General features: G+C 73.2%; 12 protein-coding genes and 2 pseudogenes. 5 read left to right on the top strand and 9 right to left on the bottom strand.

The window, feature by feature from the left end; genetic code table 11:
- Nucleotides 1-63: 63 nt before the first annotated feature.
- Nucleotides 64-1,692 carry a chaperonin GroEL gene (gene groL, locus BN2279_RS03115; RefSeq protein ID WP_059006173.1) on the top strand — a complete coding sequence of 543 codons (1,629 nt, stop codon included), beginning with the start codon at nucleotides 64-66 and terminating at the stop codon, nucleotides 1,690-1,692.
- A gap of 97 nt (nucleotides 1,693-1,789) precedes the next feature.
- Here the strand turns inward: groL and BN2279_RS29015 are convergent, their stop codons facing one another.
- A complete protein-coding gene (locus BN2279_RS29015; RefSeq protein ID WP_159037024.1) occupies nucleotides 1,790-1,954 on the bottom strand; it encodes a hypothetical protein in 165 nt (54 codons plus the stop codon).
- A 173-nt stretch (nucleotides 1,955-2,127) separates the two neighbouring features.
- Nucleotides 2,128-3,018 carry an N-acetylmuramic acid 6-phosphate etherase gene (gene murQ / locus BN2279_RS03110; protein ID WP_059006171.1) on the bottom strand — a complete coding sequence of 297 codons (891 nt, stop codon included), beginning with the start codon at nucleotides 3,016-3,018 and terminating at the stop codon, nucleotides 2,128-2,130.
- Between the two features lie 274 nt (nucleotides 3,019-3,292).
- Between murQ and BN2279_RS03105 the strand changes: the two genes are divergently transcribed.
- Both BN2279_RS03105 and BN2279_RS03100 read left to right on the top strand, forming a co-directional pair.
- On the top strand, nucleotides 3,293-3,673 hold the full coding sequence (locus BN2279_RS03105) for a hypothetical protein (RefSeq protein ID WP_104530921.1): 381 nt from the start codon (nucleotides 3,293-3,295) through the stop codon (nucleotides 3,671-3,673).
- 3 nt (nucleotides 3,674-3,676) lie between these two features.
- Complete coding sequence (locus BN2279_RS03100; RefSeq protein WP_059006166.1) at nucleotides 3,677-3,949, top strand: DUF4031 domain-containing protein; 273 nt, start codon at nucleotides 3,677-3,679, stop codon at nucleotides 3,947-3,949.
- Here BN2279_RS03100 and BN2279_RS03095 read toward each other — a convergent pair.
- Nucleotides 3,937-4,566 carry a TetR/AcrR family transcriptional regulator gene (locus BN2279_RS03095; RefSeq protein WP_059006165.1) on the bottom strand — a complete coding sequence of 210 codons (630 nt, stop codon included), beginning with the start codon at nucleotides 4,564-4,566 and terminating at the stop codon, nucleotides 3,937-3,939. The genes BN2279_RS03100 and BN2279_RS03095 overlap by 13 nt on opposite strands.
- A gap of 158 nt (nucleotides 4,567-4,724) precedes the next feature.
- Complete coding sequence (locus tag BN2279_RS03090) at nucleotides 4,725-6,161, bottom strand: carotenoid oxygenase family protein (RefSeq protein WP_079031786.1); 1,437 nt, start codon at nucleotides 6,159-6,161, stop codon at nucleotides 4,725-4,727.
- Between the two features lie 81 nt (nucleotides 6,162-6,242).
- On the opposite strand from BN2279_RS03090, the gene BN2279_RS27025 reads away from it, so the two are divergent.
- Complete coding sequence (locus BN2279_RS27025) at nucleotides 6,243-6,872, top strand: PadR family transcriptional regulator (protein WP_079031785.1); 630 nt, start codon at nucleotides 6,243-6,245, stop codon at nucleotides 6,870-6,872.
- 74 nt (nucleotides 6,873-6,946) lie between these two features.
- On the opposite strand, the pseudogene BN2279_RS03080 reads toward BN2279_RS27025, so the two are convergent.
- The 3 genes and pseudogenes from BN2279_RS03080 to BN2279_RS03070 all read right to left on the bottom strand — a co-directional run.
- Nucleotides 6,947-7,393, bottom strand: a pseudogene (locus BN2279_RS03080) (GNAT family N-acetyltransferase); the annotation flags it as partial.
- A 403-nt stretch (nucleotides 7,394-7,796) separates the two neighbouring features.
- Nucleotides 7,797-8,786 carry a helix-turn-helix domain-containing protein gene (locus BN2279_RS03075; protein ID WP_059006163.1) on the bottom strand — a complete coding sequence of 330 codons (990 nt, stop codon included), beginning with the start codon at nucleotides 8,784-8,786 and terminating at the stop codon, nucleotides 7,797-7,799.
- A 405-nt stretch (nucleotides 8,787-9,191) separates the two neighbouring features.
- Nucleotides 9,192-10,166, bottom strand: coding sequence for a helix-turn-helix domain-containing protein (locus BN2279_RS03070; protein WP_059006162.1), 975 nt, complete (start codon nucleotides 10,164-10,166; stop codon nucleotides 9,192-9,194).
- Nucleotides 10,167-10,271: 105 nt separating this feature from the next.
- Between BN2279_RS03070 and BN2279_RS31135 the strand changes: the two are divergent.
- A pseudogene (locus BN2279_RS31135) lies at nucleotides 10,272-11,540 on the top strand (hypothetical protein); the annotation flags it as partial.
- Here BN2279_RS31135 and BN2279_RS03060 read toward each other — a convergent pair.
- Together BN2279_RS03060 and BN2279_RS03055 are read right to left on the bottom strand one after the other, a co-directional pair.
- A complete protein-coding gene (locus BN2279_RS03060; protein WP_234347360.1) occupies nucleotides 11,516-12,289 on the bottom strand; it encodes an HD domain-containing protein in 774 nt (257 codons plus the stop codon). The pseudogene BN2279_RS31135 and the gene BN2279_RS03060 overlap by 25 nt on opposite strands.
- Nucleotides 12,290-12,338: 49 nt before the next feature.
- Nucleotides 12,339-12,632, bottom strand: coding sequence for a hypothetical protein (locus BN2279_RS03055; protein ID WP_059006158.1), 294 nt, complete (start codon nucleotides 12,630-12,632; stop codon nucleotides 12,339-12,341).
- Nucleotides 12,633-12,747: the final 115 nt, after the last annotated feature.

Below are 12,747 nucleotides of genomic sequence, written 5' to 3'. Positions count from 1 at the left end.
CCGTCGCGGGCGCCAGCGCGGTCCGGAGAGCAACCCCACGCCGGTTTGGGAGGACCACTTCACATGGCCAAGATCATCGCGTTCAACGAGGAGGCGCGGCGCGGCCTTGAGCGCGGGATGAACCAGCTCGCCGACGCCGTCAAGGTCACGCTCGGCCCCAAGGGCCGGAACGTCGTGCTGGAGAAGAAGTGGGGCGCCCCCACGATCACCAACGACGGTGTGTCCATCGCCAAGGAGATCGAGCTCGAGGACCCCTACGAGAAGATCGGCGCCGAGCTCGTCAAGGAAGTAGCCAAGAAGACGGACGACGTGGCCGGTGACGGTACGACCACCGCCACCGTCCTGGCGCAGGCGCTGGTCCGTGAGGGTCTGCGGAACGTGGCCGCCGGTGCGAACCCGATGGCGCTCAAGCGTGGCATCGAGGCCGCGGTCGAGAAGGTCTCCGAGGCCCTGCTGAACCAGGCCAAGGAGGTCGAGACCAAGGAGCAGATCGCCTCGACCGCCTCCATCTCCGCCGGCGACACCCAGATCGGCGAGCTGATCGCCGAGGCCATGGACAAGGTCGGCAAGGAAGGCGTCATCACCGTCGAGGAGTCGCAGACCTTCGGTCTCGAGCTGGAGCTCACCGAGGGCATGCGCTTCGACAAGGGCTACATCTCCGCCTACTTCGCGACCGACATGGAGCGCATGGAGGCCGAGCTCGAGGACCCGTACATCCTCATCGTCAACTCCAAGGTCAGCAACGTGAAGGACCTCCTTCCGCTGCTGGAGAAGGTCATGCAGTCCGGCAAGCCGCTGCTGATCATCGCCGAGGACGTCGAGGGCGAGGCCCTGTCCACCCTGGTGGTCAACAAGATCCGCGGCACCTTCAAGTCCGTCGCCGTCAAGGCTCCGGGCTTCGGTGACCGTCGCAAGGCCATGCTGGGCGACATCGCGATCCTCACCGGCGGTCAGGTGATCTCCGAGGAGGTCGGCCTCAAGCTGGAGAACGCGACGCTCGACCTGCTGGGCCGCGCGCGCAAGGTCGTCATCACCAAGGACGAGACCACGATCGTGGACGGCGCCGGCGACAGCGAGGCCGTGCAGGGGCGGGTCAACCAGATCCGCGCCGAGATCGAGTCCTCCGACTCGGACTACGACCGCGAGAAGCTCCAGGAGCGCCTGGCGAAGCTGGCCGGCGGCGTGGCCGTCATCAAGGCCGGTGCCGCCACCGAGGTGGAGCTGAAGGAGCGCAAGCACCGCATCGAGGACGCGGTGCGCAACGCCAAGGCCGCCGTCGAGGAGGGCATCGTCGCCGGTGGTGGCGTGGCTCTGCTCCAGGCGTCCAGCGTCTTCGAGAAGCTGGAGCTGGAGGGCGACGAGGCCACGGGTGCCGCCGCCGTCAAGCTGGCGCTCGAGGCCCCGCTGAAGCAGATCGCCGTCAACGCCGGCCTTGAGGGCGGCGTCGTGGTGGAGAAGGTGCGCAACCTGACCCCGGGCCACGGCCTGAACGCCGCGACCGGTGAGTACGTGGACATGCTGGCCTCGGGCATCATCGACCCGGCCAAGGTCACGCGCTCCGCGCTCCAGAACGCCGCCTCCATCGCGGCCCTGTTCCTGACGACCGAGGCCGTCATCGCCGACAAGCCCGAGAAGGCCGCTGCCGGTGCGGGCGACGCGGCCGGCGGCATGGGCGGCGGCATGGACTTCTGAGTCCGCGCCACGCCTCGCCGGCACCGCCGGACAGGTGAGGAGGGCGGCACCCCCCGGAAGGGGGGTGCCGCCCTCGTCGTCGTGTGGGGGCCGGAGATCAGAGGTAGATGCCCAGGCTCGCCAGGAGGTGGACGAGAGCCTTCACGGTCGGCTCGACGCCGAGGTCCACCTCGACCGCCGAGGCCGAACCCGCGGAACCCAGGAGGGCGATTCCGGTCAGAATTCCGACGGTGGCGGCGGCCTTGACTCCGAAGTGACGCATGGTACGCAAGGTGTCTCCCTTTCACTGTGGGGGTTGGAAGAGACACCTGGAACGATTGTCCGTTCGTGTTACCAGCGGATGAAATGAGCCATAGTCGCAGCCGCAAACCACCCATTCGAGGGATACGGGTCTAATGATGCTGACGTATCAGCCATGTGGCGCAAAGGCGGTGCTCAGTTCCGGGTCGCGGCGGAGAGGGCCGCGCGGAGGTGGCCGCGGGATTCGGTGAGCAGGCGGCCCGCGGTCGGGGCGTCCACACCGCCGAGGATGGTCAGGATGGCGTGCTTCACCTCGCCGCCCGTCGCGGACAGGGCGGAGTCGATCTCCTCGTCCGGCGCGCCCGTCGCGAGGTGGACGATGCGGCGCGAGCGGGCGCGGAGCTTCTCGTTCGAGGCGCGCACGTCCACCATCAGGTTCCCGTAGGTCTTGCCGAGCCGGATCATGCTGATGGTCGAGATCATGTTGAGCACGAGCTTCTGCGCGGTGCCCGCTTTCAGGCGCGTCGAGCCGGTGAGCAGCTCGGGGCCGACGACGACCTCGATGCCGTGCTCGGCGGCGGCGGCCAGCGGGGAGCCCGGGTTGCACGACAGGCCGATCGTCAGCGCGCCGCGCGCCCGGGCGTGCTCCACCGCGCCGACCGCGTACGGGGTGCGTCCCGAGGCGGAGACGCCGACCACCACGTCGTCCGGCGCGACGCGGTGCGCGTCCAGGTCGGACGCGGCCAGGGCGCCGTTGTCCTCGGCGCCCTCCACGGCCGACACCACGGCGCTCGGGCCGCCCGCGACGATGCCGATGACCTGGTCCGGCGTGGTGTCGAACGTCGGCGGGCACTCGCTGGCGTCCAGCACGCCGAGGCGTCCCGCCGTGCCGGCGCCCAGGTAGAACAGCCGCCCGCCGCGCGCCATCCGTTCCGCCGCCGCGTCGATGGCGGCGGCGATGCGCGGCAACTGGGCGGCGACGGCGCCGGGGACGAGGGCGTCCTCGGCGTTCATGGCGCGGGCGATGTCGAGCGTCGGACGGCGGTCGATGTCGGCCAGCTCGGGACGGTACGCCTCGGTCGTCAGCGATTCGAAGTCCGGGCCCGGTGTGCCTTATAAACATCTGACGCTGACGACGCGAGGGGCAGGAGGCGAGCAGACGGAGCGACTTGCGGTGGCGGGGGGAGAAGCCGTGGCAGGTAGGCGAGCCCGGCGGGCGACGGCTCGCGCCCCCAGGGCCGTGGGGTCACCGCCGCCTCCGGCAGGGAAGCCTCCTTGTGCCCGAAACTTATTTTCGCCCCTGGGGGCCGTCAAGGCCCTCGGCGGGGGGGTGCGCCGGAGTTCTGGTGCAATGGTCGGTATGGAACAGCCGACCCCGGAAGACGCCCTGCACCGCGGCAGGGCCCTGGTGCTGGCGGATCTGGCGGCCGGTGGGGAGGTGGCCGGTCCCGAGGAGGTCTCCCTGCTGGAGGAGGCGGTGTCCCACCGGCGCTGGTGGTGCGAGCAGTGGCCCGCCGGGGCGGCGTTCGTGACCGGGCTCCTCGCGCAGGACGTGCAGGACGCGCTGCTCGCCCGGCGGGGGCGCTGGCCGCTGTGCCCGCTGTGCGCCGGGGGCGGTCCGCGCGACGAGCCGCACGCGCTTCAGGTCGAGCCGGAGCTGGGCGAGGACCCGCACTGGGTGTGCGAGGCGACCGGCCGGGTGGTGGCCCCCGTGGGCGCGCTGGCGGGGGCGGGACGCTGAGCCGTGACCGTGTACATCGATCCCCCCATCTGGCCCGGGCACGGCCGGCTCTGGTCGCACCTGGTCAGCGACGTGTCGTTCGCCGAGTTGCACGACTTCGCCGCCCGGCTCGGCGCCCCCCGGCGTGCCTTCGACCGCGACCACTACGACCTGCCCGCCGAGCGGTACGCCCAGGCGGTCGCCCTCGGCGCCGTCGAGGTGGACAGCCGCGAGGTGGTCGCCCGGCTGCGGGCGGCCGGGCTGCGGCGCAGGAAGCACGGCGGTCAGCGGACATAGACCCCCGCGCGGGCGGCCTCGGTCGCGGCCTCGGCGGCGCGGTCGGCGCAGTCCTCGTCCAGGGGGCCGTCGCCGGTGAGTAACCGGTGGTGCAGCGGCGCCGCCACGGCTCTGATCACCTCGCGGGCGTCCGTGCCCTTCGGCAGCTCGCCGCGCTCCACGGCCTCCTCGACGCAGGGCGCCCACTCGTCGACGCGCACGGCGTAGAAGTGGCGCAGCGCCTCGGCGGTGCGCTCGTCGCAGGCGGCGGCGGCGATGATGCCCCGGAACAGCGCGCCCGGGCGCGGGTCGGCCAGCCCCCGCCGCACGCGGTGGGCGTTGGCCCGCAGGTCGTCCGCCAGCGAGCCGGTCGTGACGCGGGGCGGCGCCTGCTCGGCCATGTCGAGGAGCAGGTCCGCGACGAGCCCGGTCACCGTGCCCCACCGGCGGTAGACCGTCGTTTTGCCCACCCCGGCGCGGCGCGCGACGTCCGCGAGGTCGAGGTGGGCGAAACCGCGCTCGGTCAGGGCGTCCCGGGCCGCTCCGAGAACGGCCGCGCGCACGCGGGCGGTACGGCCTCCGGGGCGGACCGTGCCGGGCTCGGCCGGGGCTTCGGGTCCGTGGGCGTCGTCAGTCATCAAAGGGTCTCCCGTTCCGGTGGGGCGACGATCCGTGGTCTGTGTCCGCTGCTCGGGCTCATGGGGCGTGAAATTCGTTCACGCCACAGAAGACGCGTTCGGGGCCGGAACACCTGACCGCGAGCCGGTGGCGCGTACCACCGTTCCGGGACGGTTGGTCAGCCGCGCGTGGTGGTGAACAGGCCGTGGCCGGCGGACGGGATCGTGCGGGGCGCCCGGGCGCGGGCCCGTTCGGTGAACGTCCCGGCGTCCAGCGCCAGCAGGAAGGAGCCGGGGGCCGCCGGGTCGGTCGTGTCGAGGACCACCGACAGCACGACGCCCGCGTCCTCGGCCGCCCCGCGCGGGGCGGGGACGAAGACCGGCTCGCCGGGGTGGCAGCCGTCCTCGCGCCACTCGCGCGTGGCGCCCGTCGTCACGTCCAGCTTCACGAGCCGGTCGGCGAAGCCGGTGCCGGTGCGGGCGGCGCCGATGCCGTAGACGAAGCGGTAGGGACGGCCGTTGTGGCGGACGTAGTGGACGCGCGGCAGTTCGAGGGTTTCGTCGGTCAGGCGCTCCGCCGTCACCCGGCCGTCGGCCAGGCCGATCCGGAACCGGGTGGGGACCGCGCCGGGCAGGCGGTGGCCGGGCCGGAGGCGGTCGAGGGACATCACCCGGACGATCGCCGGGTCGTCGTACGCGCACAGGTCGAGGATCAGCTCGCCGGCGCGGTCCTCCCAGGCGTTGATGTGGTGGAACGAGAAGTACGCGGCCGTCTCGTACACGCCGCGCACCCCGCCCTCGCGCAGGTCGAAGACGATGAAACGGGTGCCGCGCGCCGGTTCCCAGCGGAAGTTCTCGATGAACGGCCGGCCGCTGAGCAGCGGCGCGAACGGGTTGACCACCAGCGGGAATTCGGCCAGCACCGCGTACCGGTCCGTGATGCCGAAGCTGTGCGTGTACCCGGGCCTGGCCACCCGGTGGCCGCCGATCAGCTCCCGTTCGGCGCCGCCCGGCCGCCGCCGGTAGAGCCGGTAGGCGCTGCGGCGCGCGAACTGCGTCACGTGGTTGATCAAGTCGCCGGTGCCGGGGGCGAGATGAGGGTGGGCGGTGGTGACCTGGCCGGCGAGCTGGTCCTCGTACGCCACCACGCCGGCCGTCCGCAGCGTCCCGGGCGCGAACTCCACGGGCAGTGGTGTCTCGCCCAGCGGGACGTAACGCTCCCCGAAGCAGGTGACGGTGACGCCGCCGCTGCCGGCGGCCGGGCCGTCGCCGCAGAAGACGGTGAGGAGGCGGGCGAAGAGTGAGCGGCACGGGTCGGTGGCGAACTCGGGGAAACCGATGCGGTGTTCGTCGCGGACCGCGTGCGCCGAGGGCGCGGGCAGGGGGCGTTGGGCATAGGCCACCGTGTCCTCGCCGATGGTGAAGCGGTGCCGGATCGCCGGCCCGTCGAACCAGTGCCGTAACGCGCCCTCGCCGGTCGCGAATCCGGCCGGTCCGTTGCGGAGCAGGCTGCCGTGCAGCCACCGCGGCAGATCGCCCGTCACGGGCAGGCTTTCGGCGGCCGTCTCGCCGGCCGGGCCGGGTAACCCGGAGGTGAGCCCCTCTGACTTCGGCATGAGACCTCACATGACACAGTGGACGGTCAAGGCTTCTCCGCCAGCGAAACACCGTCCACTGTGGAACGTCAAGGACTCTCCATGCCAGATCCCGCGCCGGTGCCAGGCCCGGTCCCCGAGCCGGAACTCAACGCGACCGCCGCCTCGTTGCTCGGCTTCCTCCAGGCCGGGGAAGCCAGCGGCTACGAACTCGTCGGCATCGCCCAGCAGTCCATCGGGGACTTCTGGTCGCTGACCCGCAGTCAGGTCTACCGCGAGCTGTCCGCCCTCGCCGGTCGGGGGCTGGTCACCGCCGGACCGGCCGGGCGCAGGGCCCGCCGGCCGTACACGATCACCGACGCGGGCCGCGCCGCGTTCACGCGCTGGCTCGACCGTGCCCCGGAACCCGAGCAGATCCGCTACCCGCTGCTGCTGACCGTATCCTTCGGCGCGGCCCTGCGGCCGGGCCGGATACGGGAGTTCGTCGCGGGGCATCGCGTCGCGCACGAACGGCGGCTCGCCGACTACCTGTCGAAGGTGGAGGCCGGCGGGCTGGACCGTCATCTGCGGGCCACTCTCGCCTTCGGCATCCGTTACGAGCGGGCGGTGCTGGCCTGGATGGACGAGCTGCCGTCCCTCCTCGACCCCGGCCCCGGCTCCGACTCCGGCTCCGCGGCATCCCCGGCCGACGCGGGCGCGGGCTTGGAGGGCCGGGGCCAGGGCCAGGTGTAGAGGTACTGCGGGACCTCGATCCCCGCGCCGAAACGGGCCACGTCCTCGCCGGTGCGGACCCCGCCCTGCCGCTCGTAGAAGGCGATGGCGCGGGTGTTGTCCCGCAGCACCTCCAGGTAGACGTCCCGGCCCGGATGCGCCCGGGCCGCCCAGGACAGCGCCTCCCGCAGCAGCACGCCGCCGATCCCCGAGCCGAGGTGGCCGGGCCGGACGTGCAGGTTGTCCAGCAGTATCCGGCCGCCCTCGCCCGGCATCAGGTACGCGAAGCCGTACAGCCCGTCGGCCACCTGCTCGCCGGTCGCCAGGATCAGGGCCGATCCGGCGGGCGGCCGGGTCAGCCGCCGGTGCCATTCCGCCCGCCGCTCGGCCTCCAGCGGCCCGGCCAGGAAGCTGTCCGGCAGGATGCCCGCGTACGCCGTCCGCCAGCTTGCCGCGTGCAGCGCGGCGACCCTCTCCCAGTCACCGTCCGGAGACGACTCCAGGGCCTCGTCCGGGGTGCCGGTCTCGATGGTGATCCGCATGGGGGCGAGCTTCGCACGGCGACACGACGGGGTGCGAGCGCGTTTTCCCGTCCCCCCGCGCGGCCCGCCGTTCCTTCGCGGGTGCGCTCCCGCACACGGCGGTGCACTCCCGCACAAGAAAGTGTCGCCCCTCAGCTAACGACGCGGCCCCGCCGTCGCGGCATGATCGGAGATGAGCCGCCGACCACAGGACGGACGGGCGAAGCGGCGCCGAGGCGCCGTCCGGGCCCACCGTCCCGGGCCACCGGGGACTGACCATCCCCGGCGGCCGCGGCTCGGCCGACTGGCCGGCGCGTCGAACGCACGGGGGCGACGCGCCGGCCCTGTAGGGGGAAGGGAGCGGAAGCGGCGGACACGGCCGCTTCCGCTCTCTCCGCCTGTCCCGACGGCTTCCCGCCCGCGCTCAGCGGCGCCGCGCGTCGCCCAGCGCCTGCTGCCGGAAGTCCCGGGGCGTCATCCCGTACGCCGAGCGGAACGCGCGGCTGAAGTCGGCCGCGTTGGGGAAGCCCCAGCGGGCGGCGATGGCGTGGATGGGCGTGCCGCGCAGCGTGGCGTCCGACAGCGCGCGGCGGATGTGCTCCAGCCGCTGGCGCCGGATCAGCGCCGCGACCGTGGTGCCCTCCGGCTGGAACAGCTTGTGCAGATAGCTCACCGAGATGTGGTGTGCGTCCGCGACGGTCCGGGGCGAGAGGGCGGGATCGGCCAGGTGCTCCTGGATGAAGGCCCGGGCGCGCAGGATCAGCGTCCTGGCCCGGCTCTCCGGCGTCACCGCCGCCTCGGCGGCCAGCAGGTTCCCGAACAGGGCGGCCACCAGATCCACCGTCACGGTGCCCAGCCGGGGCCCGTCGGCCGGCCCGAACGACGCGGTGTCCGCCGTCAGCCCGGTCAGGAACCGTTCCAGCAGCGCGCCGAATCCCTCGTCCACGGCGACGCGTTGCCCGAAGAGGCGCTCGACCCGCGCGGGTGGCAGCGCCAGCGCCGACTTGGGCAGCACGACGCACAACGACTGGTACGGGCCCGAGCCGCCCGGCGCGTGGAACGCGGACTTCTCGACGCGCGCCGGGTCGTGCACGTACAGGCCGCCGGCCGGGGCCAGCGCGGAGACGCTGTTCCGCTCGGTCCACTCGGTGCGGACGATGCCGTTCTGGACGAGGGAGATCTGGTAGATGTCCGAGCCGCTGGCGAACGGCGTGGTCGGCGCCCGGTGCACCTCCATCGGCAGGAACCGTTTGTGGGCCACCTGCACGGAGCCCAACTGGAGATACCGCTCGTGCGCCCAGTAGTCGTCGGCGTGTTCGCTTCGCGCGTCGTAGAACTCCCGCACCATGCCCCGGAAGCGCTCGAAGCGCTCCTCACGAGGTAGCTCGTCGCTGCGGAACGCGGTCTCGATCATCTCTGGTGCGCACCCCTCTCGGCTGGACGCGCGCCCGGCACGGGCCGGCCGCACACGAAGGCAACACCCCGGCGGTGTGCGGGGCTTCCGGCCGCGCCGCCAGTGCACTCCTGGTCAAGAAACAGTCGACGCGCTGCCAATGACTCCGCCGCGCCGCCCGGCCATGCTGGGGACGTGCCGCCGGGAGGTGGCACCAGCTCCGCCGCGACCACCGCGGAGCAGCGTGAAACCCGGCGAGAGAGTGGCGTGTTGGCAGCACTTCGGCCCCGTACGGAGTTCCCGGGGCCGGCCTCTCCTCGTGGGCCGGGCGATGCGCATGGACGGGCCGACGCGTCGCGGACAACGGGGGCGATGCGTCGGCCGTACATGCGACCCGGTACCGGGCGGCCCGCCACCGGGGTGTTCTCACCCATCGCACTCCAGCGCGCGACGTCGGTAGTCGCGCGGCGGGACCCCGTACGCGGCCCTGAACGCGCGGCTGAAGTCAGCCGAGTTGGCGAACCCCCAGCGCGCGGCGATGGCGTGGATGGGCATCCCGCACAACGCCGCGTCGGACAGCGCGCGGCGCGCCCGTTCCAGGCGCTCGCGGCGGATGAACGCCGAGACCGTGGTGCCCTCGGCCCGGAACAGCTTGTGCAGGTAGCTCACCGAGATGTGATGCGCCTCCGCGATGGCCTGGGGCGTCAGGTCCGGGCGGCCCAGGTGCCGTCGCACAAAAGTCTGGATGCGCAGGGCCAGCGCCCGCGATCTGGTCTCGGGCGGCAGCCCGGACTCGGCCGCCAGCAGGTTCCCGAAGAGCGCGGCCACCAGATCGACCACGACCGTGCCGAGCCTGGGACCGTCGTCCGGTCTGAACGAGGCGCTGTCGGTGGCCAGTTGTCGCATGAACATGGTGAGCATCGCGCCGAAGCCGCCCTCGACGGGCAGCCGTTGGCCCAGCAGCCGGTCCACCTGTCCGGCCGGCAGCGTCAGCAGCGACTTCGGGACGCTCAGCCCGACCTCCTGGTACGGCCGCGTCTCGTCCGCCGTGCGGAACGACACCGCCCGCACACGGGAGACGTCGTGCACGTACAACCCGCCGGGGCGCGAGGAGAAGTCGCCGTGGCCGAAGGCGGTGTGCACCAGTCCCTGGAGCGGGAAGGCCAGTTCGTAGGTGTCGGGGCCGAACGCCGGTTCGGAGCCGGGCACCCGGGCGAGGTCCATCGGGGAGTAGGTCTTGGTGCTCAACTGCACGGCGCCCAGGGCCAGGAAGCGTTCACAGGCGAGGAACTGGTCGGGGTCCTCACTGGTCAGCTCGAAGAGACCCTTGTAACGGCCGTGGCAGTAGTCGAAACGGGCATCGCGGGGCAGATCGTCACTGCGGAAGGTGCGTTCGGCCATGCCCTCAGCCAACTCCCTCCGGGTACACACCCGGTCAACTCCTGATAAACGTCTCGTGCGACGCGCTACGGGGTGGGATCGCTCCGAGCGTAGCCGTTCGCGCCGATGGGCGCACGACGGACAAGTGATCATCACGAGTCGTCCACGAACCGGGCGATCGCGGTGGAGCGCGCCCCGGCCCTTCCCAGGTGCCTGGTCAGCGCTTACCGTGGCCCCACCCCGAGCAGCCGGAGGGAGAGGGCGACGATGCCGACGACCGACGCGATGTTCTCGCGTGCCCCGTGGCGGGACCTGCCGCCCGCCCTGGTCGGGCGGCTGCGCCCGCGGCTCGCCGAGATCAACGCCGAGCTGACCGCCTCGGTCCGGCGCGAGGTGCCCGCCTACCGGCAGCCGCCGGACTCGGCGGTCGGCCGCGACGTCGAGCTGGCCGGGCGCCGGTCGCTGGAGCAGTTCGCGGAGCTGGTCGAGGACCCCGACCGCCCGCAGGAGGAGTACGCGGCGTACTTCCAGCGCCTGGGCCGGATCGAGTACCGCAACGGGCGCGGCGCCGACAGCCTCCAGGCCGCCTACCGCGCGGGCGCCCGGGTGGCCGCCCGCTGGTACACGTCGGTGGCCCGCTCCGGCGGCTTCCCCGCGGATGTCACGTTCACCCTCAACGACGCCGTGCTCGTCCACATCAGCGCCCTGTCGAACGACGCGGTCCGCGGCTGCGCGGCGGCGATGGGCGACAGCGACAGCGACGTGGCGCGCGCCCGCCTGGTGCTGGCCAAGCGGCTGCTGGACCCGGTTCCCCCCGCGCCGGGACCGGCCGCCGAGGAGTCCCTCGAACTCCTCGCCACCCGCGCCCGCTGGCCCTGGCCCCGCCGCGTCGTCTGCGTCGTCGCCCCGGCCGCCGCGAGCCTCCCGGACGACCTGGACGAACAGACCCTGAGCCTGTGGCGCGGCACCACCCTGTGCCTCGTGGTGCCCGCCCCGGGCGGTGACGGCCCGGGTGAGCGGCTGCGGCGGGCGGTCCGCGCCGGCACGGCCGCCATCGGGCCCGCCGTGGCGCCCGAGGACGCCATGGTCTCGCTGCGCTGCGCCCGGCTGGCGCTGCGGCTGCTGCCGGGCACCCCGCGCGGCGGGCCCCGGGGCGTGATCGACGCGGCCGAGCACCTGGCCGCCATCCACCTGCTCAGCGGCGCGCCCGTCGGCGACCTGCTCGCGGAGCGGGCGCTCCAGGCGCTGCGGCACCTGACGCCCGGCAAGGCGGCCCGCCTGGCGGACACCCTCGACGCCCTGCTGATGTCCTGGCGCCGCACCGCGCCCGAGGTGGCCGAGACCCTGCGCATCCACCCCCAGACCGCCCGCTACCGGATCCGGCAACTGGAGGAGATCTTCGGTCCTCGCCTGACCGACCCGCAGTTCCGCATGGAAGCGATGCTGGCCCTGCGGACCAGGGCGCTCACGGGCGCCGGGAACCCTCGCGCGTAGGGCGGTCCGGCGGTCAGGAGCAGCAGTTCGCCGTTCAGGTTGAAACGGGCGGTGGCCTCCCAGTGCGCGCGGCCGTGCGGGGTGCGGAACAGGTGGGGCAGGGCCAGGAGGCGGCGCAGCACGGCGGCGCGTCCGGTGCGGAAGTCCTCGTCGGACACGAAGCCGTACTCCTGCCGGATCTCGGCCGCGTAGGCCGCGTACCGGGCGGGCGGGGCGGCCAGGACGGCGAGGTCGGCGTCGCACAGGGCCGCGCCGTTGGCGTCGTCGTCGGCCGGGTCGTGCGTGGTGGTCAGCCGGACCAGCCGCGCCACCTCGTCGCGGCGCGGGCCCGGTGGCAGCAGCCGTTCGGCGAGGCGGGCGGACCGCTCCTCGTTGTCCGGGGCGGACGGGTCGTAGACCGCGTCGTGGAACCAGGCCGCCAGCCCGACCGCCGTCTCGTCGGCGGCGCAGCCCGCCAGCTCGTCGAGCCGCGCGAGCACCGCTCGCAGGTGCGCCACCGTGTGGTACCGCCGGTGCGGCTCGCCCCACCGCGCGAGCAACTCCTCCCCGACGCCCCGGGAGCCTGGCCCGGCGAGCGCGGTGAAACGGTCGAGCAGCTCGCCGTCCTGACCGGAGCCATGACCGGGGTCATGAGCGGATGTGCCGGGCATGGGGCCCTCCCTGCCGGGTCGGTGCGGGTCCGTCCGCGTGCGTCCCAGCCTAGAGCGACGGCCGCGCGTTCACCGCCGCGCGGTCCGTCCCGCCGTCCGCCGCGCGCCGGGACCGCCGGGGTCGACGCCGGGCCGCCGCCGCGAAGCGGAGGATCGCCAGGCAGATCATCACCATGCCGAACGTCACGAAGCCCGCCCAGTCCGCGTGGTCGTAGGCGGCCTGGCCGACGGCCGCGCCGAAGGAGCCGCCGAGGAACGTGGCGCCGATGAAGACCGTGTTGGCGCTGCTGCGGTCCGTCGCGGCCTCGCCCAGCACCCGCGCCTGGTTGACCGACTGGACCACTGCCTCTTATACAACTATGACGCCGACGACGCAGAGGATAGTGAGGCCATGAGCCAGACTGCCTACACTGACGTAACAAGACGCCCTCATGAGTGACTCGCCAAGACAGACACCA

It is taken from the genome of Streptomyces specialis, from assembly GCF_001493375.1.
In the GTDB taxonomy this organism is placed as follows: Bacteria; Actinomycetota; Actinomycetes; order Streptomycetales; family Streptomycetaceae; genus Streptomyces; species Streptomyces specialis.
This window is presented reverse-complemented; position numbering and strand designations above follow the sequence as displayed.